The sequence below is a fragment of the Rhizobacter sp. J219 genome, assembly GCF_024700055.1.
Classification (GTDB): Bacteria; Pseudomonadota; Gammaproteobacteria; order Burkholderiales; family Burkholderiaceae_C; genus Rhizobacter.
On the sequence record NZ_JAJOND010000001.1, the window covers coordinates 1709568 to 1731395 of the forward strand.

The window sequence follows — 21828 nt, forward strand, 5'->3', positions numbered from 1 at the left end:
GGAGACACCACGACATGAGCCCACGCCACCGCGCGATCCACACCCTGGCGGCCTCGGTCGCAGCGGTCTCGCTGCTCTCGGCCGCGCCGGCCTTTGCGCTCTACAAGGTGGTCGGGCCCGACGGGAAGATCACCTACACCGACCGGCCTGACGTCACCTCCGAGAAGAAGGTGCAGCCCATGAGCACCCGTGGCGGCGTGGCCAACGATGTGTCGGTGCCGTTCGAGGTGCGCCAGGCCGCGCTGCGCTACCCGGTCACGCTCTACGTGGCGCCCGACTGCCCACCTTGCGACGACGGCAAACAATTCCTGCGCCAACGCGGCATCCCGTTCTCGGAAAAGCTCGTCTCCACCGCGGAGGACGGCCAGGCCCTGCAGCGCCTGACCGGTAGTTCCACCCTGCCGGCGCTTACCGTGGGCGCCCAGACCCTGCGCGGCTGGCAGCGCGAGGACTGGGCGTCGTACCTCGACGCGGCGGGCTACCCGAAGGAATCGCGCCTGCCTGCGAACTTCCCGCAGGGCAAGGCCGAGCCGCTGACGGAATCGCGCCCTGCCGCGGCGCCGGCCGCGCAAGCGCCGGCCCCTGCGCCGCAGCGCCCGCCAGCGCCTGAGCCGGCACCGGCCACGCCGCCGTCCGGCATCCGCTTCTGAGTCGCAAACCGACTCAGCCGCGGCCGACCTGCCGCGCCTGCCAGCTGCCAGCCCCCACCGCCAAGCCCATCAGCCAGAACAGCGCTGAAGCCCCCACCGCCGCGCCCAGCGCACCGAAGAGCAAGGGCATCAGCGCACTCGTCGCATTGACCGTCATCGAGCGCAACGCGATCGCCTCGCCATGCCGGTCGTCTGGCGTGAGGTGGTGCAAGGCGGTCATCACCATCGGGTTCACCGCGCCGAGTGCCAGGCCCAGGGCCGCCGCGCACAGGCCCATCAGCCACGCGCTGTGCACCCACGGGTACATGCAGAAGACGAGAGCCGTCAGCACCATCGCCCCCGCCAGCACCTGGTGCTCACGCAGCCGATGCGACAGGAACGGGAGCAGCACGCGCACACCCGCCACCGCCGCGGCAAACACGCCCAGGATCAGCCCGATCGCCGAGGCGCTGTAGCCGCGCTCGTGGCCGATCACCGGCACGATGAACGAGTGCAGGTCCCAGCTCGACGACATCAGGAAGTTGACCAACAGCAGCCGCGGCATGCCGGGCACGACGAGTAGGTCCCACGCAGCACGCTTGCCCTCGGCGCCACGCAGCGGCGCTGGCGGCTCCTTCGGCACCTGGCGCGACGACCACAGCGTGGCCAGCGGCAAGAGCGTGAGTGCGATGAAGGCGCCGCGGAAACCAGCCAGGTCGATCAGCGTGCCGGCGACGATCGGGCCGATCACGTTCGACAGCGCCGGCGCGAGACCGAGCCAGCTGAACACGCGTGTGAGCGCCGCCCGGTCACCGGCGGCCAGCTTGCCGGCCGTGCGCTGGTTGGCGATGAGGCCGAAATTCGTGCCGACACCGCACAGGCACGCCGCCAGCCCCAGCAGCGCGAACTGGAAGTCCACGAGCCAGGTCGCCAGGATGGCCAGCACCCCGCCCACCACCGTGAGCGCCACCCCGAGCCGCACCGGGTGGTGATACCCGTGCCGGTCGGCCATGCGCCCGGCATACAGCGACGACAGCACCGGCGCGGCGGCAAACAGGCCCAGCAGCACCCCGACCGCCCACGCCGGCTGGCCGGTGCGCAACGCGAGCAGCGGCCCGGCCACGCGGATGCCCGACATGCAGGAATGCAGGCACACCTGGCCCACGATCAAGGCCAGGAGCGAGCGCGGAAACGAAGCCATCAGGGGTCGAGGAGGTCGCCGGTGGTGAGGTTCGCATCATCTGCCGGCAGGGGCAGCACAACCTTCGCGCGGGCTTCGGGCAGGGCCTCGACGGTGCGCAGCTCGCGCGACATCGCACGCGCACGCACTTCGGCTTGCAAGATGTTGTTGCTGGCCTCGTCGAGCTTCTTCTTCGTCTTGGCGAGCACGTCGCCGAACTTGCCGAACTCCGTCTTGACCGCACCCAGCACCTCCCACACCTCGACCGAGCGCTTTTCGAGCGCGAGGGTACGAAAGCCCATCTGCAGGCTGCTCAAGGTGGCGAGCAAGGTGGTGGGGCCGGCGAGCATCACCCGGTGCTCGCGCTGCAGCGCTTCGACAAGCCCGGGCCGACGCAAGGCTTCGGCGTACAGCCCCTCGGTCGGCACGAAGAGGATGCCGAAGTCGGTGGTGTGCGGCGGCGAGACGTACTTGTCGCGGATGGTCTTCGCCTCGGCGCGCAGGCGCAGCTCGATCGCTTTCGCGGCGGCCTCGGCGGCGGCCGCATCGGCGTTCTGTTGTGCATCCACCAGGCGCTCGTAGTCCTCGCGCGGGAATTTGCAGTCGATCGGCAGCCACAGCGGCACGCCGTCGGCGCGCTGGCCCGGCAGGCGAATCGCGAACTCCACCCGCGCGCCGGTGTTGGGCACGGTCTCGACGTTGGTGCCGTACTGCTCGGGCGTGAAGACCTGCTCCAGCAGCCCGGCCAGCTGCGTCTCGCCGAAGGTGCCACGTGTCTTCACGTTGTTGAGCACGCGGCTGAGCGACCCCACGTCGCGCGCCAGTCCCTGCATCTCGCCCAGGCCGCGGTGCACCTGCTCCAGCCGGTCGGCCACCTGCTTGAAGCTTTCACCCAGGCGCTGCTCCAGCGTGGCGTGCAGCTTCTCGTCGACGGTGGCGCGCATCTGCTCGAGCTTCTGCTCGTTGCCCTGTTGCAAGGCGGTGAGGCGCTGTTCGACGGCGCCGCGCACTTCGGCGAGGCGGCGTTCGTTGGCCTCCGACAAGGCCTGCAGCTGCTGGTTCAGCGTGCCGGAGAAACGCTGCAGCGAGTCGCTGGTCGCCTGCTGCATCGTCGCGAGCTGCACGCGAAAGCTGTCGATCTGCTCGTTTTGCAGCCGTGCCACATCGGCCTGCGCGCCGGTCAGCGTCTGCTGAAAGCTGGCCAGCGTGCTGACCAGCTCCTGCCGGGTGCCCTGGGCGCTGCGGCCCAGTTCATCGCGCAGCTCGCGCTCCAGGCGCTCGGTGCTGCTGCGCAGGTCGGCTTTCAGGCTGTCATCCACCGGCGGCCGGCGAAAGGCCAGCCAGAGCAGCAACACGAGATTGACGGCGAGAAGCGCCGCCACGATCCACCACGGGGTTTGCATCCGGCGATTGTCTCAGGGGTGCTTCAGCAATTCGGGGTTGATCGGCGTGGGCGGGCGGCCGGCCTGCGGGCCGAAGCCGAGTGCCGCGATCAGGTTGTCGGCCGCAAGCGTGGCCATCGCGAGACGCGTGGCGCGGGTGGCGCTGGCGATGTGCGGTGTGAGCACGACGTTGGGCACCTGCAGCAAGGCCGGGTTGACAGCGGGCTCGCCCTCGAACACATCGAGGCCCGCGGCGGCGATGCGCTTCTCGGCCAGGGCGGTCGCCAGCGCCGCATCGTCGACCACACCGCCGCGGGCAATGTTGGTGAGGGTAGCGGTGGGCTTCATCAGCGCGAGCTCCGCCGCGCCGATGGCATGGTGCGACGCCGCCGAGTACGGCACCACGATCACCAGGTGATCGGCCTGGCGCAGCAGTTCCTCTTTCGACACATGGCTCGCCTTGCAGCCGGCCTCGATCTCGGGCGCAAGGCGGGTGCGGTTGCAGTAGATCACCTTCATGCCAAAGCCATGGGCGCCGCGCCTTGCAATCGCCTGGCCGATGCGGCCCATGCCGAGGATGCCGAGCGTGGCGCCATGGATGTCGCTGCCCGCGAACATGTCGATCGCCCACTTCGTCCACTCGCCTCGGCGCAGGAAGTGCTCGGACTCGGCAATGCGCCGCGCAGTGGCCATCATCAGGGCGAAGCCGAAATCGGCGGTGGTCTCGGTCAGCACGTCGGGCGTGTTGGTGCAGAGCACGCCACGCGCGGTGGCGGCCGGCACGTCGAGGTTGTTGAAGCCGACGGCGATGTTGCACACCGCGCGCAGGCCCGGGCAGGCGGCGAGCACGCCATCGTCGATGCGCTCGCTGCCGGTGGTCAGCACACCAAGCTTTCCCTGCAGGCGGGCGACCAGCTCGTCACGCGTGTAGACGTTGTCGGCGCTGTTGACCTCCACCTCGAAGTGCTCACGCAGGCGCGCGACGACTTCGGGTTGGATGGCGCGCGCCACCAGGACGGCAGGACGACTCATTCGAGGAACCTCGCGAAGTTGGCGACCGATTCACGCTCGGTCTGGAGCGTGTTCTCGATCGCGTGGGGGTCGGCATGGCCGAGCGACATGCCGCACACCAGCATCTCGTCGGGTCCGGCGCCGATGGCGGGCAGGATGATGCGGTGGAACTGCGTCCACGCGGCTTGCGGGCAGGTGTCGAGCCCGCGGGCGCGGGCGGCCACCATGATGTTCTGCAGGAACATGCCGTAGTCGAGCCAGCTGCCCTGCTCCATGACCCGGTCGATGGTGAACATGAAACCCACCGGGGCATCGAAGAAGGCGTAGTTGCGGCCGTGCTGCGCGTGCATGCGTTCCTTGTCGCCCTTGGCGATGCCGAGCAGGGAGTACAGGTCCCAGCCGACCTTGCGGCGGCGCTCGATGTAGGGCGACTGCCATTGGCGCGGGTAGTACGCATAGGCCTCGTGATGCTGCGCTGCGACTGCGGGGTCGTCGTAGGCGGCGCGCACCTGCCGTGACAAGGAGCGCAGCGATTCGCCGGTCAGCACGTAGACCTTCCACGGCTGGGTGTTGGTGCCCGAGGGCGCACGCGCGGCGATCTGCAGGATGTCGGCGAGCGTCTCGCGCGGCACCGGCGTCGGCAGGAAGGCCCGCAGCGAGCGCCGCGAGGTGATCGCGGCGTCGACCGCGGCGGTCTGTTGGGGCGTGGGATTCAAACCTTGATCTCCTGCAGAGCCTGATGGAGCGCGTCCGGCAAGGGCACCGGACGGCGGGTGTCGCGGTCCACATAGACGTGGATGAAGTGGCCACGTGCAGCACATAGCGCCTCGCCGGCCGCAAAGATGCCGATCTCGTAGCGAACGCTCGAAGCACCCATGTGCGCGACGCGGATGCCGGCCTCGACCAACTGCGGGAACTCGATCGAGGCGAAGTAGTTGCAGTGCGTCTCGACCACGAGGCCGATGGTGCGTCCTTTGTGGATGTCGAGCGCGCCGGCTTCGATCAGGTAGCGGTTCACCGCGGTGTCGAAGAGGCTGTGGTAGACGACGTTGTTCAGGTGGCCGTAGGCGTCGTTGTCCATCCAGCGGGTGGCGATCGGCGCGAAGTGGCGGTAGGCCTCGCGGCCGTCGGGCTGGGGGCGTGGGGATGTCATGGGCGTTGATTGTTCCATCGCTGCCAATGTTCTTCAGCGAGGCGCAGGGTGTTGATCTGGACTTGCACCGTGTCGGCCAGATCGCGGCCGTAACCGCCGGCCATCGAGAGCGCCACCGGGATCCGCCGCTGCAGCAGCGCGGCGAAGACACGGCGGTCGCGTTCAGCCAAGCCTTCGGTGCTGAGCTTCAGGCGGCCGAGGCGGTCGCCCTCGTGGGGGTCGGCGCCTGCCAGGTAGAAGACGAGGCCGGGCAGGTGTTCACCGTGGTGCAACCAGAGTTGATCGAGCGCTGAGTCGAGCGCCTGCAGGTACTCGACGTCGCCGCAGCCATCGGGCAGGTCGACGTCGAGGTCTCCCGGCTGCTTGCGGAAGGGGAAGTTCTTCGCACCGTGCAGCGACAGCGTGAACACCGTCGGATCGTCGCGGAAGATCGAAGCGGTGCCGTTGCCCTGGTGCACGTCGAGATCGATTACCGCGACCCGCAGGAGGCGCCGATGGAGTCGGTGCCACTCAGCCTGCATAAGCCGCGCCGCCACGGCCACATCGTTGAACACGCAGTAGCCGCCGCCGCTTTCGGCACTGGCGTGGTGGGTGCCGCCTGCGAGGTTGGCCCCGATGCCTTCGCGCAAGGCGACACGCGCTGCGGAAATCGTCGCCCCCACGGAGCGGCACGCACGCTCGGCCATGCGCGGCGACCAGGGAAATCCGATCTCGCGCTGCGCCTGCGCACTGAGGTGCCCTTGCAGCACCGCAGCGATGTAGTGCGGCTCGTGCGCCAGCGCCAGTTCGCCCTCGCTGGTGGGCTCGGCCGCCTGCAAGGCCAGAGACGGAAGGTCAGCCGCCACGCGTTCGCGCAGAAGCCCGTACTTCTGGAAGGGAAACCGATGCCCTGCCGGCAACTGCAAGCCCACGTGATCGGCAAAAAAAGCCTTCATGCTCAACAACTTAGGAATGCGCCTCTAATATGTTGCGTTGCAGCAAAAACCGCTTGAAAAGTCGGCCGACGTTCGTATACTTGTGGTCATGGTGCAGCGCAACAAAAGCTGTGTCAGACCCTCTCAATCTAACCAGGAGATCATGAACATGCTGACCGCTGAACAACTCATCGCCGCCCACAAGGCCAACGTCGAAACCCTCTTCGGCCTGACCGGCAAGGCATTCGAAGGCATCGAGAAGCTGGTGGAGTTGAACCTGCAAGTCGCCAAGACGGCGCTGGGCGAAGCCACCGAGAACACCAAGGCCGTGCTGTCGGTCAAGGACGCACAGGAACTGCTGGCCCTGCAAGCCGGCCTGCTGCAACCGGCCGCCGAAAAGGCTGCCGCTTACGGCCGCTACGTGTACGACATCGCCTCTGCCACCAGCGCTGACATCAGCAAGGTCGCCGAAGCGCAAGCCACCGAAGCCCAGAAGAAGTTCATGGCGCTGGTCGACACCAACCTGAAGAACGCTCCCGCCGGCACCGAGAACGCCGTGGCGCTGGTGAAGTCGGCCGTGGCCGCCGCCAACAACGCCTACGAGTCGGTGCACAAGGCTGCCAAGCAGGCGGCCGACGTGGCCGAAGCCAACTTCCAGGCGATGACCACCACCGCCGTGAAAGCCACCCAGGCCGCAACCAAGACCAAGCGCGCTGCCTGAGCCATCAGGCCGTGACACAAAAGTTTGCGAACGAGGATTGAACTTCCAGGCGGACACTCCATCTGAAGAGTTCCACGAGCGACGCTTGTGGTCTCCCTGAAAGGTTGTCTCCTCGGTACCCGCGAATTCTCCATTCAAGGTACCTTCAGCCCGGTGGAAACACCGGGCTTTTTATTTGCCTGAACGAAAGCTGGGTTGCGCAGCAAGGGCTGCCGCAAATCAGCGAGTTTTAGTGAGGAGCTTGGTTCTCAGCTCCGGCAGTGCGGCCGTCATGGCATCTCGCCCGGCCTGTATCGAACGTTTTCGGTTCGAGAAATCGGCGCTCGACACCCCGGCAAGCTTGGGTCGCAGCACCACATCGGCCTCGCGCAGCTCGAAGCTGTTGATGCTCTTGCCCATGATCGCGAACGTCTGCAGCAGCATGCGCATCGGATCGCCGGTCGGCGCCCCGTCGGGGATGGCCGAGATGTCGACGGCGATGACCAGCTCGGCGCCCATCTGTTTCGCAAATCGCACCGGCACGGGCGACACCAGCCCACCGTCCACATACTCGCGCGTGCCGATCTTCACCGGCGTGAAAACAGCGGGTACGGAGCTCGACGCTCGCACCGCCGTGCCGGCATCGCCCCGTTGGAAAAGGATGGCCTGGCCGGTGTCCAGGTCGGTGGCCACGATGCCGAGCGGCAACACCATTTGCTCGATGGTGCGGCCGCCCGTGTTCTCGCGCACGTAGCGCGCCAGCGCCTCGCCACGGATCAGCCCCCGACCGGGGAACGCCCAGTCGGCAAACGCCGATTCGTCCATCTGGTCGGCCATCGCGGCCAGCGCCGAACCGTTGCGGCCCGAGGCGTACAAGGCGGCAACCAGGCTGCCGGCCGAGGTCCCGGTCACGTAGTCGACCTTGATGCCGTTTTCCTCCAGCACCTGGATCACTCCGATGTGGGCGAATCCGCGGGCCGCTCCGCCTCCGAGCGCGAGGCCCACGCGCGGGGGCCGTGCCGGCACCACGACCGGCGCAGAAGCGGCCGAGTCCGGCGGCAGGACCACCGGGGCCGTGGTGACCGGCGGGACGGTCGGTGCAGTCTGACAGGCACTGAGCGCCGCCATCGCCAGAACAAATGCCACCCAGCGGCAGCGGTCGAAGAAAGCGCGAAAGGCAACCATGGCGCGGGATTCTAAAAGCCAGCCCGCAGACACCCCGGCTTCATGCCGATATGCGAATAAACAACTTACTAAACTGTTCTTTCTATATATATAGGCGCTTTGTACAGTCCAGCCTCCCTCTTTCCGGGCATCCCATGGACTTTCTGGCAATCCTCAGCGGCTTTGGCGTCGGTGCCATCGTAGGCCTCACCGGCGTCGGCGGGGGCTCGCTGATGACGCCTTTGCTGATGACGGTGTTCAAGCTGAACCCGGCGGTGGCCATCGGCACCGACCTGTGGTTCGCCGCCATCACCAAGACGTCCGGCTCGATCGCCCACCACCGCCACGGTCATGTGGACTACAAGATCCTGTGGCGCCTGCTGGCCGGCAGCATTCCGGCGGCCATCGGCACCCTGGCGCTGATGCACTTCACCGGCATCACCAAGGGTTGGGCGAGTGCACTGACCTTCACGCTCGGCATCGCGCTGCTGCTGACGGCCGTGACGGTCGCCTACAAGGCTGCGTGGCACCGCCTGGGACTGAAACTGGAGCGTTGGCTGCCGGAGTCCCGCAAGCCGTTCTTCACCGTGCTGGCTGGCCTGATCCTGGGTGTGCTGGTGACGCTCAGCTCCATCGGCGCCGGCGCCATCGGCGCGACGCTCATCCTGCTGCTCTACCCCCACCTGGAAGCCCGCCGCCTGGTCGGCACCGACATCGCCCATGCGGTGCCGCTCACCTTGGTCGCCGGCATCGGCCACGCCACGCTGGGCCATGTGGAGTGGGGCCTGCTCGCGGCGCTGCTGGTCGGCTCGATTCCCGGAATCTGGATCGGGGCCCAGCTGACGCGGAAAATGCCCGACCGCCTTGTGCGGACGCTGCTGTGCGTGTCCCTCGTGACCGCCGGCCTCAAAGTCATTCGCTGATCTTCGGACCCAACACGATGTACCAGTACACCTCTTTCGACACGCAATTCGTCAAGCAGCGCGCTGCGCAGTTCCGCGACCAGCTCGAGCGCAACCTCGCCGGCAAGCTGAGCGACGACGAATTCCGTGCCCTTCGGCTGCAGAACGGCTGGTACATCCAGCGCCATGCGCCGATGGCCCGCATCGCCGTGCCGTATGGCGAGCTGAGCAGCACGCAGCTGCGCATGCTGGCGCGCATCGCCCGCGAGTTCGACCGCAGCTACGCGCACTTCACCACGCGCCAGAACATCCAGTACAACTGGATCCCGCTGCCCAAGGCCGCTGACGTGATGGACCTGCTGGCCTCGGTGTCGATGCACGGCATCCAGACGAGCGGCAATTGCATCCGCAACATCACGAGCGACTGCTTCGCCGGTGTCGCGGCCGACGAGATCGTCGACCCGCGCCCGTACTGCGAGATCCTGCGCCAGTGGAGCACGTTGCACCCCGAATTCGCCCACCTGCCGCGCAAGTTCAAGATCGCCGTCAGCGGCGCGAAGGAAGACCGCGCCGCCATCGCCTGGCACGACATCGGCCTGCAGCTCCTGAAGAACGACAAGGGCGAGGTCGGCTTCAAGGTGCTGGTGGGTGGTGGCATGGGCCGCACGCCCATCATCGGCACCGTCATCAGCGAGTTCACGCCCTGGCAGAACATCCTCGTGTTCATCGAGGCGATCGTGCGCGTCTACAACCGCTACGGCCGCCGCGACAACATGTACAAGGCGCGCATCAAGATCCTGGTGAAGGCCGAAGGCCAGAAGTTCATCGACGCCGTCGCCAAGGAATACAAAGAAATTCTGGAGCGCGACCTCGACGGCGCGGCGCACATCCTCACGCAGGCCGAGTTCGACCGCGTCAACGCCTGCTTCGTGCGCCCGGCCGGCGTCGCTCCGATTGCAAACAGCAAGCTCCACGTGCCCGGTGATGCACCCGACGCCTTCAAACGCTGGACCGAGCGCAACGTGCATGCGCACCAGGTGCCCGGCTACCGCGCCGTCACCCTCTCGCTCAAGCGCACCGGCCAGGCCCCGGGCGACGCCACCGACACGCAGATGGAGTTGGCCGCCGACCTCGCCGACAAGTTCAGCTCGGGCGAGTTGCGCGTCTCGCACGACCAGAACCTCGTGCTGCCCTGGGTCAAGGAGAGCGATCTCTTCACGCTGTGGCAAGAAGCCAAGGCCGCGAGCTTCGCCACGCCCAACATCGGCCTGCTCACCGACATGATCGCCTGCCCCGGCGGCGATTTCTGCGCGCTGGCCAATGCCCGCTCCATCCCGATCGCGGCCGACATCACCGAGCGTTTCGACGACATCGACGAGACTCTACGACATCGGCGACATCGACCTGCACATCAGCGGCTGCATCAACTCCTGTGGCCACCATCACAGCGGCCACATCGGCATCCTCGGCGTCGACAAGGACGGCAAGGAGTGGTACCAGGTCTCGCTCGGCGGCCTCGACGGCTCGGCCATCGGTGGTCACGCCTCCACGCCCGGCAAGGTGATCGGCCCCTCGTTCGCCGCCGAAGAAGTGGCCGACGTCATCGAAGCCGTGCTCGACACCTACCGAGAGCAGCGCAGCAGCGCGGCCGAGCGTTTCATCGACACCGTCAAGCGCATCGGCCTCGACCCGTTCAAGACCGCCGCCAATGCACAGCGCCGCGCCACCGCGCAGCAAGCCTGAGAGAGATGCAGATGAAGTTCATCGACCCCACCCGCGACCGCTGGCATACCGTAACCGGCGAAGACGGCCCGCTCGTCACCGTCACCCACACCCCCTACAGCCTGCTCACGCTGAGCCAGTGGCATGGCGTGCGCGCCCAATGGCCGCAAGACGTGCCGGTCGGCGTGATCTTCCCGAACGACGCCGACATCGAGGAGCTCGAAGCCGACCTGCCGCGCCTGAGCCTCGTTGCGCTGCAGTTCCCCAAGTGGGTGGACGGCCGCGCGTACAGCCAGGCGCACATCCTGCGCTCGCGCTACCGCTACAAGGGCGAGATCCGCGCCACCGGCGAGGCGCTGGTCGACATGGTCTCGCTGATGCAGCGTACCGGCTTCGACGCGGTGGCCTTGCGCGCCGACCAGTCGATCGAGGCCGCCGAGCGTGCGCTGCGCTTCTTCCCCGGCTACTACCAGGGTGACGTGAACGAGCGCCGCCCGCTCTTCGCCCGCCCGGCCGGCGAGGAATACGCAGCCGAAGAGTTCAACCAGGCAGGTTCGTCGATATGAGCGCGATCGCCCTCTACGACCGGCTCACGCCGGACTTCGATCGCCGCGTGGCCAATGCGGTGGCTGTGCTGAAGCAGGCCGACGCAGAGCACCCCGGCAAGGTGGTGCAGGCCACGAGTCTCGGTGCGGAAGACATGGTGCTGACCGACCTCATCGCCAAGCACCAGATGGGCATTGCCCTCGGCACACTCGAGACCGGGAAGCTGCACGCCGAGACCGTCGCGCTGATTCCCCGCATCGAAGAGCGCTACGGACTCAAGGTCGAGGTCTACCGCCCCGAGGCCGATGCGGTGATCCATTTCGTGAAGAACCACGGCGAGAAGGCGATGTACGAAAGCATCGACCTGCGCAAGGGCTGCTGCGGCATCCGCAAGCTCGAACCGCTGTCGCGCATGCTCGCCAGCCGCAGCGCGTGGGTCACGGGCCTGCGCCGCGAGCAGAGCAACAACCGCGGCGACGTGCCGTTCAGCGAGCCCGACGACAAGGGCCGCATCAAGTTCAACCCGCTGGCCGACTGGTCGTGGAACGACGTCTGGCACTACATCGCTGCGAACAACGTGCCCTACAACCCGCTGCACGACGAGTTCATGCCCAGCATCGGCTGCGCGCCCTGCACGCGCGCCATTGCCGTGGGCGAAGACTTCCGCGCAGGCCGCTGGTGGTGGGAAGACGAGAAAGCCAAGGAGTGCGGCCTGCACGTCCATGGAGCCGAAGAAGCTGCTGTATCGATGATCGGAGAAAGACGATGAACGCCCCGCTGACCGTGGAGCAACTGCTCCCTGAGTTGGACCACACCCACCTCGACTGGCTGGAAGAAGAAGCCATCTTCATCCTGCGCGAAACCGTGGCCGCCTTCGAGCGCCCTGCCCTGCTGTTCTCGGGTGGCAAGGATTCGTGCGTGGTGCTGCGTCTGGCCGAAAAGGCCTTCAAGACCCGCGGAAAAGACGGCGAGTTCAAGGGCCGCCTGCCCTTCCCGCTGCTGCACGTGGACACCGGCCACAACTTCCCCGAGGTCATCGAGTTCCGCGACCGCCGCGTGGCCGAGATGGGCGAGCGCCTCGTCGTCGGTCACCTCGAAGATTCGATCAAGCGCGGCACGGTTCGCCTGAGCCACCCGCTCGAATCTCGCAACGGCCACCAGACCGTCGCCCTGCTCGAAGCCATCGAAGAACACCGCTTCGACGTGCTGATGGGCGGCGCCCGCCGCGACGAAGAGAAGGCGCGAGCGAAAGAGCGCATCTTCAGCCACCGCGACAGCTTCGGCCAGTGGCAGCCAAAGGAGCAGCGCCCGGAACTCTGGACGCTCTTCAACACCCGCATCAAGCCGGGCGAGCACATGCGCGCCTTCCCGATCAGCAACTGGACCGAACTCGACGTGTGGCTGTACATCGCCCGCGAGAACATCCCGCTGCCGACCCTCTACTACGCACACGACCGCCAGGTCATCCGCCGCAAGGGGCTGCTGGTACCGCTGACCGAGGTCACGCCGCCCGAAGCCGGCGAGCAGATCGAAACCGCGCAGGTGCGCTTCCGCACCGTCGGCGACATGACCTGCACCTGCCCGGTGGAAAGCCCTGCCGCCAACGCCACCGACATCGTGGCCGAGACGCTCAAGGTCACCGTGAGCGAACGCGGCGCGACCCGAATGGACGACCGCACGTCGGATGCTTCGATGGAGCGCCGCAAGAAGGAAGGCTATTTCTGATCATGAGCAGCACCGCCGCACCCCAAGTGAAAGACCACCGCGCCCTGCGCTTCCTCACCGCAGGCAGCGTGGACGACGGCAAGAGCACCCTCATCGGCCGCCTGCTCTACGACAGCCGAGCCATCCTCGCCGACCAGCTCGACACACTGGAGAAGAAGGCCGCAGGCCAGCCGATCGACCTGTCGCTCCTGACCGACGGCCTGGAGGCCGAGCGCGAGCAAGGCATCACGATCGACGTCGCCTACCGCTACTTCGCCACCAAGCAGCGCAAGTTCATCATTGCCGACGCCCCGGGCCATGAGCAGTACACCCGCAACATGGTGACGGCTGCGGCCGGCAGCGATGCCGCCGTGGTCCTGGTCGACATCACCAAGCTCGACACGACGCAGAAGCCCGTGCCGCTGCTGCCGCAGACGCGCCGCCACGCGCTGCTCGCCCACCTGCTGCGCGTGCCTAGCATCGTCTTCGCCGTCAACAAGCTCGACGCCGCGGCCGATCCGGCGCAGGCCTTCAACGCCGTCAGCGAATCGCTGCAGGCGTTTGCCAAGCAGGCCGGCATCGAAGTCGCCGGCATCATCCCCGTCTCGGCCCTGCGTGGCGACAACGTCACCCAGCCGCTCGACGCCGACTGGTACGACGGCCCCTCGCTGCTGCAACTGCTGGAGTCGCTGCCCGCGCTGCAGGAGCGCAAGGACGGCGACCTCCTGATCCCCGTGCAATACGTCAGCCGCGAGGGCGAAGGCACCGGCAACCAGCCGCGCACGCTCTACGGCCGCGTGGCCCATGGCCGTGTGAAGCCCGGCGATGAAGTGCAGATCTTCCCGAGCGGCCAGACCGCCATCGTGGCCGAAGTGCGGCTCGCGAGCGAAGTGGTCGAGGTGGTCGAGGCGGGCCGCTCCGCTGGCGTGGTGCTCGACCGCCAGCTCGACGTCTCGCGCGGCGACTGGATCGCCACCCCGAAGACCGTGCACGAGACCAACCGCTTCAGCGCCACGCTCGCCTGGCTCGACACCGAGCCGGCCCAGGTCGGCCGGAAGTACTGGGTGCGCCACGGCAACCGCTGGGTGCAGGCACGCATCGCCAGCATCGAGAGCCGCCTCGACATCCACTCGCTCGAAGCGACCGAAGCGCACCAGCTCGCGGTCAACGAGATCGGCCATGTCATCGTCGAGACCCAGCAGCCGCTGCCGGTGGAGTCGTACGAGTCCAACCGCGTCGGCGGTTCGCTCATCATCGTCGACCCGGCCAGCAACCGCACCAGCGGTGCGCTGCTGGTCAAGGGCGCGGCGTAAGTCATGGGCAAGGTGATCTTCATCGGTGCAGGCCCCGGGGCCGCCGACCTGATCACCTTGCGCGGCGCACGCCTGCTCGCCACGGCCGACGTGGTGCTGTACGACGCCCTGACCGACCCCACCCTGCGCGGCCACGCACCCGCTGCGCGCTGGCTTCATGTCGGCAAGCGCGGCTTTTGCGACAGCACCGGCCAGACCACCATCAACGCGCTGCTCGTGAAGCATGCGCGCGAAGTTCAGACCGTGGTGCGCCTCAAAGGCGGCGATCCCAGCGTCTTCGGACGGCTGGAAGAGGAACTGCTGGCCCTCGCCGAACACGGCATCGAGACCGAAGTGGTGCCCGGCGTCACCGCCGCCCTTGCAGCCGCCGCCAGCAGCCAGAGGCCTCTCACACGTCGCGGCACAGGGCGCAGCGTGAGCTTCGCCACGGCGATGACCCGCACCGGCGACCTCAACGCCACCCGCACGGCCGACACCGAAGTGTTCTACATGGCCGGCAAGCAACTGGCGGAGCTGTCTCGCCAGCTGTTGGCCGCTGGCTGGGCTGCCGACACCCCGGTGAGCGTTGTCTCGCGTGCCGGTTGGCCAGATGCGCTTCAAAGCGAGCACCCCGTCGGCGAACTGGCGCGCGGCAGCGTGCTGCACGCAGGACGCCCCACCATCGTCACGGTCGGCGCCGGAGCCGCTCCATTGACCAGCTTGACTTCCGACAACGGTGCGGCTTCGGGGGAAACCCTCAAGCCCCTAAAATGCACCGTTTCGCCGCACGGCGACCCACGCACCAACACCAACACATCGCAAGAGCCATGACGCACGTTGTCACCGAAGCCTGCATCCGCTGCAAATACACCGACTGCGTGGATGTCTGTCCCGTGGACTGCTTCCGCGAGGGTCCCAATTTTCTCTCGATCGACCCTGACGAGTGCATCGACTGCGCCGTGTGCATCCCCGAGTGCCCGGTCAACGCGATCCTCCCCGAGGAAGACGTGCCGGCCGATCAGCAACACATGATCAAGATCAACGCCGAGCTGTCCAAGGGCTGGCCGAGCATCACCAAGCGCAAGGCGCCGCTGCCCGATGCCGACGAATGGAAAGACAAGACCGGCAAGCTGCCGGAGCTGAAGAAGTAAAGCTAGCCCCGATGATCGACACCGATGCGCTGATCGTCGGCGCCGGCCCGGTGGGCCTGTTCCAGGTGTTCGAACTCGGCCTGCTGGAGATCAAGGCCCACGTCGTGGATTCGCTTGCCCACGCCGGCGGGCAATGCATCGAGCTCTATCCCGACAAGCCCATCTACGACATCCCGGCGGTGCCCATGTGCACCGGCCGCCAGCTCACCGACAGCCTGCTCAAGCAGATCGAGCCCTTCGGCGCGACCTTCCACCTCGGCCAGGAAGTGACGGTGGTCGAGAAGCAGCCGGATGGGCGCTTCCTCGTCGAGACCAGCAAGGGCACGCGCTTTCTCGCCAAGACCGTCTTCGTGGCCGGTGGCGTGGGCTCCTTCCTGCCGCGCAGGCTCAAGGTCGATGGCCTGGAGAAGCACGAGGGAACGCAACTCTTCCATCATGTGAAGAACCCGGCGGAGTTTGCCGGCAAGCAGCTTGTCATCGTCGGTGGTGGCGACTCGGCGCTCGACTGGGCCCTGCACTTCGCGCAAGACGGCCCCGACCGGGCCGAAAGTGTCGTCCTGCTGCACCGTCGCGACGCCTTCCAGGCGGCGCCCGCGAACGTGGCCAGGATGCGCGCGCTGTGCGAGGCGATGCAGATGCAGTTCCTCGTCGGCCAGATCACCGGCATCGAAGAAACCGAAGGCCGGCTCACTGGCGTGAAGGTGACGGGCGGCGATGCGGTGACACGGGTGGTGCCACTCGACGCGCTGCTGGTGTTCTTTGGCTTGAGCCCGAAGCTCGGGCCTATCGCCGACTGGGGCCTCGCCCTCGAGCGCAAACAGATCGTCGTCGACACCGAGAAGTTCGAGACGAGTGTGCCCGGCATCTTCGCGGTGGGCGACGTCAACACCTACCCCGGCAAGAAGAAGCTCATCCTGTCGGGCTTCCATGAAGCCACGCTCGCCGCGTACGGTGCCGCGCCCCTTGTCTTCCCGGACAAGCGCATCCCGTTCCAGTACACGACGGCAAGCCCGAAGCTGCACAAGCTGCTTGGCGTCGACACGCCGACGTTCGACGACTGACATAATCCGCCTCGCCGCGCCCGGTGCGCGGCACTCGCTAGGGGTGTTGGGCCTGCGATTGCAGCGCCCGACTGAGAGAGTCCCTTTGAACCTGATTGAGGTAATCCTCGCGCAGGGAAGCAAGCACCCCAGACGGTGCCCGCCGACCTGCCATCGCTTTTTCCGGACACACGATGGCTTCCACTCGATTGCTTCTCACGCCTGCTGCCGCTGCCGCCTCACTGCTGTGCATCGGCGCGTACGCCCAGGCACCGGCACCCACCACGCTTCCGCCCGTCACGGTCACCGGCCGCAGCGACCCCGTGGTCTCTGTCTCCGGCTGGGGCAGCACCACCCTGTCCGAAACACCGGTGCAGGCCAGCCTGGTCACCAGCGCGCAGATGAAGGACCGCGGCGTGCAGCGCTTGGCCGACGTGGTCAAGTCCGACGCCAGCGTCAGCGACGCCTACAACTCCGAGGGCTACTGGGACTTCATCGCGGTGCGCGGCTTTACGCTCGATAACCGGTTCAACTACCGCCGCGACGGACTGCCGATCAACGCCGAGACGTCGATCCCGCTCGACAACAAGGAGCGCCTCGAGGTCCTCAAAGGCACCAGCGGCATGCAGGCCGGCACCAGCGCACCCGGAGGGCTCGTGAACTACATCGTCAAGCGCCCCCTCGCACAGCCTGCATACAGCGCCACGCTCGGCTGGCGTGAGCGCAACACCTCGCTGGCCGCGGCCGACCTGAGCCAGCGCTTCGGCAGCAGCGGCGCGGTCGGGGCGCGACTCAACCTCGCATATGAGGACATCGAACCCCAACTGCGCAGCGCCGAAGGCAAGCGGCACCTCGTCGCCCTCGCCACCGACTGGCGCGTCACGAGCGACACCCTCGTCGAACTTGAAGGCGAAACCAGCCGCCGTTCGCAGCCCAGCCAGCCCGGCTTCAGCCTGCTCGGCAACAGCCTGCCGCAGGTGAGGGACGCGCGCATCAACCTCAACAACCAGCCCTGGTCGCAACCAGTGGTGATGGATGCGAACACGGCCTCGCTGCGCGTGACTCACAAGTTCGACGGTTGGCAAGTGAGCTTGCACGGCGTCACGCAGCGGCTTCGCACCGATGATCGGCTTGCCTTTCCATTTGGCTGCTCAGACCCCAACCCGCCGCCGACCGGCACCTACTACCCCGATCGCTACTGCCCTGACGGTACCTACGACCTTTACGACTACCGAAGCGAGAACGAACGGCGCCGAAGCGATGCCCTCGAAGTGGCTGCGCGCGGTGACCTGAAGCTCGCCGACATGACTCACCAGTGGTCGATCGGCATGCTGCAGAGCAGAGTTCAAAACCGCTTCGGGTTCCAAAGCTATGACCCAGCGGGCACTGGCAATGTAGACGGCACGCTGGTCACGCCTCCGAATGACCCGCGCAGCACGCCCAACACCAACCGCGACGAACGCACCAGCGAACTCTTCGTGCGCGACATGGTCAAGCTCAACGATCACCTGGGCCTGTGGCTGGGCCTGCGCCACACCCGCCTGAAGCGGGAGTCGATCCAGACCAACGGATCCGAAGGCACGAGCTTCGAGCAATTGTTCAACACGCCCTTCTTTGCCACGAGCTACACCTTTGCGCCCAACCAGATGGTTTATGCCAGCTGGGGACGCGGCACCGAGAGCGATGTTGTTCCAAACCGTCCGCAGTACAGCAACGGAGGTCAAGCGCTGCCGGCCGCGCGCAGCCGCCAGCTGGAAGCGGGTCTGAAGGTGAGCACGGCCAACGCCACCTGGGGCTTCGCCTGGTTCGACATCAAGCGCCCGGTATGGGGCGACGACTGCGCCCCTCCGCCTGCGACAAGCTGTACCCGCATCCTCGACGGCAACGCCCACCATGAAGGTCTCGAGGCCAACGCCGCGTGGCGCGACGGTGCATGGAATTTCCAAGGCAGCCTACAGGCGCTGCGTGCCCATCGCCATGACAGCACAACCGACCCCGCGGTCAACGGCAAACGGCCGACCAACGTGCCCGTGCGCACCGTCAAGCTTCAGGTGCGCTACGACGCACCTCAACTGCCAGGCCTGAGCACCCAAGCCGACCTGCTGGCCGTAAGCGACCGCGCCGCCCTGCCCGACAACAGCATCAGCATCCCGGGTTATGCGGTTACCGACCTCTCGCTGAAGTTCGTGCAGAAGGCAGCGAGCACCCTCACCTGGCGCCTGGGCGTCGACAACGCGTTCGACCGCCGCGTGTGGCGAGAGTCGCCCCACCAATATGGCCATGTCTATCTCTACCCCTTGGCACCACGCACCTTCCGCGCATCGCTCGAAGTGACCCTGTGAACCACCGAAAAAGTGTGGCTATAATGCGCGGCTCTATTCCTCGATAGCTCAGTCGGTAGAGCGCCGGACTGTTAATCCGTAGGTCCCTGGTTCGAGCCCAGGTCGAGGAGCCATATTTAACAAGGGGTTAGCGACGCATGTCGCTAACCCCTTTGTCGTTTCAGACGCCTCGTGTCCGACTCGTGTCCGAAATTTCGGCCGTCAGCGGTGCTGTGTCCAGACCACAACACTATTCGAGTCTCGAAACATCCCGAGTGGTCTCGTGCAGATCATCGGCCGCTGCTTCGTGATCCACGAACAGCCATGCACATGCGCCCCACACGATACTTTTCCGCCCAAAGTCATCGCCCGGCGTCTCACCCCTCAGGCCTAGAGTTCATCAATCGCAGACCTGGAGCGCCTGATGCACCATACGCACACCGAGTCGAACTCACACTTGGCGGAGGCTGCGACGATGTTCGTCCGCATGGCAGCGGTCGTGCGCATGACCGGGCTCGGCCGCTCCACCATCTACCGCCTGATGGCAGAAGACAAGTTCCCGTCGCCCGTGCGTCTGGCCAAACGCGCCGTAGCGTGGCGTCGAATTGACCTTGAACGTTGGAGCGCCGCGCGCCCCACGGTTTCTCACTGAGGTTTTCATGCGGGCCCGGTGCCTGAAGTTGCAGGCGATGCGCGCTAGACCGGCATCGACAGTTTCAACATCGCACCGATCAACAGCATCGCTGCCAGCAGCTTCCCCCACCGCCAGCTCGTGAAGCGGTATCGGTGATTCACCCAGACAGCGCCATAGAAGCGCTGCAGGCCGAAAACGACTGCCAGCGCCGTAACGAACGGCACGACGAGGCCCGCCAGCTCGGGCAGATGCCGAGCCAACATCACCCAAATCACAGGCCACGCAATTGCGTCTACGGCCGCCAGCAAGCGCCGGCCGGGCCAGGCACGTGCGTCCGGTCGGGGTTCACGAGCAACGAGTAGCCACATAGCTCCTCCGGCTTCAGTCCTTGCACTCTGTTCCGTCAAAGAGGCGCTTCAGTGATTGCGCCCGTCGAAGACGAATTCAAACAGATCGCATAAATGCAGGCCCCTGTTTTCCGAGGGAGCCGGATGGCTTCTTTCCCTCGGGCGTGTGAGCTGCAATGCCCCGCATTCGTCGGTCGCCGTGCGGAGCCTCCGGTGCCGGGTGAAGTGCACCGTCAAGGCAGCGTGGAATAAACGGAGGGGACCCGCCACCGGCGGGGCGAAGGCCGTTTATGCCGCGAAAGGCCTTGGCGGCTGCTCACGCGGCGCCAAGGTCCGCGCATGGGTGACCGACAGATCAGGGGTACGGTAGGAGAGAGGGCAGCTTCGCTGGCAACGGAACCACTCAATCCCGCACGGAGGCCCGCGGTAACAGAGCCCTGCGCAATTTTTTCGGCGAATATCATCGCGTCAGTTCTCACGAGGCACCGGTAGATTTCAGGAAGAACAAGTCTCGGTGAACGACCTGCTGTCCGTTGCGTTTCACGTGATCGGGATGTGCGCCTCGCTCAGCTGGACATTTTCTAAATCGTCGCCTATATAGCCCGAATTGCAGGGGGAGCGTGTCGGAAAGCCTGTCGATCGCACCTAGCGATCACGGCGCTCAACGAGGCGTCTGGAGGGTCCTACTTCCTTGGGAGTTGTGACCGATGGACGAAACAGAAGACGACGCCGTCGACACGGCGATTCAGATCGAGTGCCCCCACTGCGGGGCCGTAGAGCACGACGACCTTGAAGTGCTCATAAGCGATTGCCTGACCAACGTGCATTGCCGCAGTTGCGCCACCGAGTTCCTAGTGTTGATTGCGGAGTGCAGAGGGTGCGGCCAGGAGGCGGTTCAGACATGGCTTGAGAAGCCGCTGCTTATGAAATCGGCGCGATCGCATCTGTGCCCAAGCTGCCGCTCATCCCTTCAGTCTCATGAAGCGCGCGAAAAAGCCCGTCGCCACGCTGCCTGACAACGGCGGACTGTGCGTGCGCAGCGAAGACGGGGTGGTCGAGTTCCGGCTACGCGCCTCGCAAGCGGGCCTCTTCGTTGAGCGGGTCGAGGAGTTGGGCAACAAGGCCCGCGTCGTCCAAAGCACCGTATTCAGAAGCGCGACTAGCTTCGCGCACTGGTGTGATGCCGACCATGTGAAGTTCGACTACCCCATCGTGCACGTAAACCTCAAGCGCAATGGCTTTCACGTCCTGCAGACCGAGTGAAGCGAAGCCTCTGGCCTCGCTGACAGCCGGCGCGGACTACGCCGGTCGCGCGAGCAGCGCTGTGCAGTCGGTTGCCGAGGCCCACGACGAGGTTGAAGTGGTTGAGCTACTCGCCAATGCTGCCGCATGCATGGGTGCCGAATCGGCCGCATTCGTCAGCTTCGTGCGCGACGATGGCTTGCACGAATCCTTCCGCTTTCTGCTCGCCTGCGACGCAGTTTGGTGTCACGAGTATCAGCGACGAGCTTGGTACTCCGACGACGCGTGGCTTCAGTACGCACAGAGGCATTCGGAACCGGTGGTAGCGAGCGCCATACCGCTGCGGACTCGCAAGCAGCAGGAGCTTGCGGACCTGGCGCACACATACGGCTTTGCTTCTGCAGTGATCGTCCCAGCACCAGCCGCAGCGTCAGTCTCCAGAGTGGGCGTGCTCTGCCTTGGTAGTTCGAGCAGCGGTTACTTCGAATCTGGCGGCCTCGGCCCACTGCGTGTCGCTGCGCGGGCCTTGTCCATGGAACTCCACGAGTGGTGGATCGCCCGCCTTAAGCGGGAGATGATCATCAAGGCGGGGGTCACCGCAGAAGATCTTGCACTCTTGCACCTTGAGCGAACTGGGCATGGAACAAAGGCAATTGCCTCGTCACTGAACACGACGGCGGCCGCGGTGAACAGCCGCTTCCAGCGGCTCAATCAGCGGCTGGGCGTCCCGAATCGAAAATCTGCTGCCACGTTGGCCGCCGAGTATGGGCTCATCTAGGAATGGGGCAGGCTCT

The 21828-nt window shown here is 66.1% G+C and carries 21 protein-coding genes, 1 tRNA gene, 2 pseudogenes and 1 riboswitch; of the genes and pseudogenes, 16 read left to right on the plus strand and 8 right to left on the minus strand.

Annotated features, from left to right (window positions below; all coding sequences use genetic code 11):
* Positions 1-14: 14 nt before the first annotated feature.
* Positions 15-650 carry a glutaredoxin family protein gene (locus LRS03_RS07735; RefSeq protein ID WP_257824809.1) on the plus strand — a complete coding sequence of 212 codons (636 nt, stop codon included), beginning with the start codon at positions 15-17 and terminating at the stop codon, positions 648-650.
* Between the two features lie 13 nt (positions 651-663).
* Here the strand turns inward: LRS03_RS07735 and LRS03_RS07740 are convergent, their stop codons facing one another.
* From LRS03_RS07740 to LRS03_RS07765, 6 genes are read right to left on the minus strand one after another with little or no spacing between them, the layout of a single operon-like run.
* Positions 664-1830 carry an MFS transporter gene (locus LRS03_RS07740; protein ID WP_257824810.1) on the minus strand — a complete coding sequence of 389 codons (1167 nt, stop codon included), beginning with the start codon at positions 1828-1830 and terminating at the stop codon, positions 664-666.
* Positions 1830-3212 (minus strand): DNA recombination protein RmuC, encoded by a 1383-nt coding sequence (locus tag LRS03_RS07745; RefSeq protein WP_257824811.1) that lies wholly within the window; start codon positions 3210-3212, stop codon positions 1830-1832. The genes LRS03_RS07740 and LRS03_RS07745 overlap by 1 nt, the downstream gene beginning before the upstream one ends.
* 12 nt (positions 3213-3224) lie before the next feature.
* Complete coding sequence (locus LRS03_RS07750) at positions 3225-4223, minus strand: 2-hydroxyacid dehydrogenase (RefSeq protein WP_257824812.1); 999 nt, start codon at positions 4221-4223, stop codon at positions 3225-3227.
* Positions 4220-4918, minus strand: coding sequence for a nitroreductase (locus LRS03_RS07755; RefSeq protein ID WP_257824813.1), 699 nt, complete (start codon positions 4916-4918; stop codon positions 4220-4222). Before LRS03_RS07755 ends, LRS03_RS07750 begins: the two co-directional genes overlap by 4 nt.
* Positions 4915-5355: an acyl-CoA thioesterase gene (locus LRS03_RS07760; RefSeq protein ID WP_257824814.1), complete on the minus strand. Its 441-nt coding sequence runs from the start codon at positions 5353-5355 to the stop codon at positions 4915-4917. The genes LRS03_RS07755 and LRS03_RS07760 overlap by 4 nt, the downstream gene beginning before the upstream one ends.
* Positions 5352-6290 (minus strand): histone deacetylase family protein, encoded by a 939-nt coding sequence (locus LRS03_RS07765; protein ID WP_257824815.1) that lies wholly within the window; start codon positions 6288-6290, stop codon positions 5352-5354. Before LRS03_RS07765 ends, LRS03_RS07760 begins: the two co-directional genes overlap by 4 nt.
* Before the next feature lie 148 nt (positions 6291-6438).
* On the opposite strand from LRS03_RS07765, the gene phaP reads away from it, so the two are divergent.
* On the plus strand, positions 6439-6990 hold the full coding sequence (gene phaP / locus LRS03_RS07770; protein WP_257824816.1) for a TIGR01841 family phasin: 552 nt from the start codon (positions 6439-6441) through the stop codon (positions 6988-6990).
* A gap of 219 nt (positions 6991-7209) precedes the next feature.
* On the opposite strand, the gene LRS03_RS07775 is transcribed toward phaP, so the two are convergent.
* A complete protein-coding gene (locus tag LRS03_RS07775) occupies positions 7210-8097 on the minus strand; it encodes a patatin-like phospholipase family protein (protein WP_374685096.1) in 888 nt (295 codons plus the stop codon).
* A 191-nt stretch (positions 8098-8288) separates the two neighbouring features.
* Between LRS03_RS07775 and LRS03_RS07780 the strand changes: the two genes are divergently transcribed.
* From LRS03_RS07780 to LRS03_RS07835, 12 genes and pseudogenes are all read left to right on the plus strand, one after another.
* The gene (locus LRS03_RS07780; protein ID WP_257824819.1) at positions 8289-9056 is read left to right on the plus strand and encodes a sulfite exporter TauE/SafE family protein; all 768 of its coding nucleotides are present in this window, start codon (positions 8289-8291) and stop codon (positions 9054-9056) included.
* A gap of 17 nt (positions 9057-9073) precedes the next feature.
* Positions 9074-10778, plus strand: a pseudogene (locus LRS03_RS07785) (nitrite/sulfite reductase).
* Between the two features lie 173 nt (positions 10779-10951).
* Positions 10952-11323, plus strand: a pseudogene (locus LRS03_RS07790) (DUF934 domain-containing protein); the annotation flags it as partial.
* On the plus strand, positions 11320-12072 hold the full coding sequence (locus LRS03_RS07795; protein ID WP_257824821.1) for a phosphoadenylyl-sulfate reductase: 753 nt from the start codon (positions 11320-11322) through the stop codon (positions 12070-12072). The pseudogene LRS03_RS07790 and the gene LRS03_RS07795, both read left to right, overlap by 4 nt.
* Positions 12069-13028 carry a sulfate adenylyltransferase subunit CysD gene (gene cysD / locus LRS03_RS07800; protein ID WP_257824824.1) on the plus strand — a complete coding sequence of 320 codons (960 nt, stop codon included), beginning with the start codon at positions 12069-12071 and terminating at the stop codon, positions 13026-13028. The genes LRS03_RS07795 and cysD overlap by 4 nt, the downstream gene beginning before the upstream one ends.
* 2 nt (positions 13029-13030) lie before the next feature.
* A complete protein-coding gene (locus tag LRS03_RS07805; protein WP_257824826.1) occupies positions 13031-14320 on the plus strand; it encodes a sulfate adenylyltransferase subunit 1 in 1290 nt (429 codons plus the stop codon).
* Between the two features lie 3 nt (positions 14321-14323).
* The gene (gene cobA, locus LRS03_RS07810) at positions 14324-15130 is read left to right on the plus strand and encodes a uroporphyrinogen-III C-methyltransferase (protein ID WP_257824827.1); all 807 of its coding nucleotides are present in this window, start codon (positions 14324-14326) and stop codon (positions 15128-15130) included.
* A complete protein-coding gene (fdxA, locus tag LRS03_RS07815) occupies positions 15127-15450 on the plus strand; it encodes a ferredoxin FdxA (RefSeq protein ID WP_257824829.1) in 324 nt (107 codons plus the stop codon). Before cobA ends, fdxA begins: the two co-directional genes overlap by 4 nt.
* Positions 15408-16511 (plus strand): NAD(P)/FAD-dependent oxidoreductase, encoded by a 1104-nt coding sequence (locus LRS03_RS07820; protein ID WP_257824830.1) that lies wholly within the window; start codon positions 15408-15410, stop codon positions 16509-16511. The genes fdxA and LRS03_RS07820 overlap by 43 nt, the downstream gene beginning before the upstream one ends.
* A gap of 29 nt (positions 16512-16540) precedes the next feature.
* Positions 16541-16646: riboswitch (TPP riboswitch) on the plus strand.
* Between the two features lie 38 nt (positions 16647-16684).
* The gene (locus LRS03_RS07825; protein ID WP_257824831.1) at positions 16685-18832 is read left to right on the plus strand and encodes a TonB-dependent siderophore receptor; all 2148 of its coding nucleotides are present in this window, start codon (positions 16685-16687) and stop codon (positions 18830-18832) included.
* A gap of 37 nt (positions 18833-18869) precedes the next feature.
* A tRNA-Asn gene (locus LRS03_RS07830) sits at positions 18870-18945 on the plus strand.
* Positions 18946-19235: 290 nt separating this feature from the next.
* On the plus strand, positions 19236-19463 hold the full coding sequence (locus tag LRS03_RS07835) for a helix-turn-helix transcriptional regulator (RefSeq protein ID WP_257824832.1): 228 nt from the start codon (positions 19236-19238) through the stop codon (positions 19461-19463).
* 44 nt (positions 19464-19507) lie between these two features.
* On the opposite strand, the gene LRS03_RS07840 is transcribed toward LRS03_RS07835, so the two are convergent.
* Positions 19508-19753: a hypothetical protein gene (locus LRS03_RS07840; protein WP_257824834.1), complete on the minus strand. Its 246-nt coding sequence runs from the start codon at positions 19751-19753 to the stop codon at positions 19508-19510.
* A 1017-nt stretch (positions 19754-20770) separates the two neighbouring features.
* Between LRS03_RS07840 and LRS03_RS07845 the strand changes: the two genes are divergently transcribed.
* A complete protein-coding gene (locus LRS03_RS07845) occupies positions 20771-21055 on the plus strand; it encodes a hypothetical protein (protein WP_257824835.1) in 285 nt (94 codons plus the stop codon).
* A gap of 61 nt (positions 21056-21116) precedes the next feature.
* Positions 21117-21812, plus strand: coding sequence for a helix-turn-helix transcriptional regulator (locus tag LRS03_RS07850; RefSeq protein ID WP_257824836.1), 696 nt, complete (start codon positions 21117-21119; stop codon positions 21810-21812).
* The last annotated feature ends 16 nt before the right edge of the window (positions 21813-21828 follow it).

Excerpts from the sequence above, each read along its gene's own strand:
- LRS03_RS07735 (WP_257824809.1), top strand. The coding sequence starts at position 15 with ATGAGCCCACGCCACCGCGCGATCCACACCCTGGCGGCCTCGGTCGCA.
- LRS03_RS07740 (WP_257824810.1), bottom strand. The coding sequence starts at position 1,830 with ATGGCTTCGTTTCCGCGCTCGCTCCTGGCCTTGATCGTGGGCCAGGTG.
- LRS03_RS07745 (WP_257824811.1), bottom strand. The coding sequence starts at position 3,212 with ATGCAAACCCCGTGGTGGATCGTGGCGGCGCTTCTCGCCGTCAATCTC.
- LRS03_RS07750 (WP_257824812.1), bottom strand. The coding sequence starts at position 4,223 with ATGAGTCGTCCTGCCGTCCTGGTGGCGCGCGCCATCCAACCCGAAGTC.
- LRS03_RS07760 (WP_257824814.1), bottom strand. The coding sequence starts at position 5,355 with ATGACATCCCCACGCCCCCAGCCCGACGGCCGCGAGGCCTACCGCCAC.
- LRS03_RS07765 (WP_257824815.1), bottom strand. The coding sequence starts at position 6,290 with ATGAAGGCTTTTTTTGCCGATCACGTGGGCTTGCAGTTGCCGGCAGGG.
- phaP (WP_257824816.1), top strand. The coding sequence starts at position 6,439 with ATGCTGACCGCTGAACAACTCATCGCCGCCCACAAGGCCAACGTCGAA.
- LRS03_RS07775 (WP_374685096.1), bottom strand. The coding sequence starts at position 8,097 with ATGGCGGCGCTCAGTGCCTGTCAGACTGCACCGACCGTCCCGCCGGTC.
- LRS03_RS07780 (WP_257824819.1), top strand. The coding sequence starts at position 8,289 with ATGGACTTTCTGGCAATCCTCAGCGGCTTTGGCGTCGGTGCCATCGTA.
- LRS03_RS07795 (WP_257824821.1), top strand. The coding sequence starts at position 11,320 with ATGAGCGCGATCGCCCTCTACGACCGGCTCACGCCGGACTTCGATCGC.
- cysD (WP_257824824.1), top strand. The coding sequence starts at position 12,069 with ATGAACGCCCCGCTGACCGTGGAGCAACTGCTCCCTGAGTTGGACCAC.
- LRS03_RS07805 (WP_257824826.1), top strand. The coding sequence starts at position 13,031 with ATGAGCAGCACCGCCGCACCCCAAGTGAAAGACCACCGCGCCCTGCGC.
- cobA (WP_257824827.1), top strand. The coding sequence starts at position 14,324 with ATGGGCAAGGTGATCTTCATCGGTGCAGGCCCCGGGGCCGCCGACCTG.
- fdxA (WP_257824829.1), top strand. The coding sequence starts at position 15,127 with ATGACGCACGTTGTCACCGAAGCCTGCATCCGCTGCAAATACACCGAC.
- LRS03_RS07820 (WP_257824830.1), top strand. The coding sequence starts at position 15,408 with ATGGAAAGACAAGACCGGCAAGCTGCCGGAGCTGAAGAAGTAAAGCTA.
- LRS03_RS07825 (WP_257824831.1), top strand. The coding sequence starts at position 16,685 with ATGGCTTCCACTCGATTGCTTCTCACGCCTGCTGCCGCTGCCGCCTCA.
- LRS03_RS07835 (WP_257824832.1), top strand. The coding sequence starts at position 19,236 with ATGCACCATACGCACACCGAGTCGAACTCACACTTGGCGGAGGCTGCG.
- LRS03_RS07845 (WP_257824835.1), top strand. The coding sequence starts at position 20,771 with ATGAAGCGCGCGAAAAAGCCCGTCGCCACGCTGCCTGACAACGGCGGA.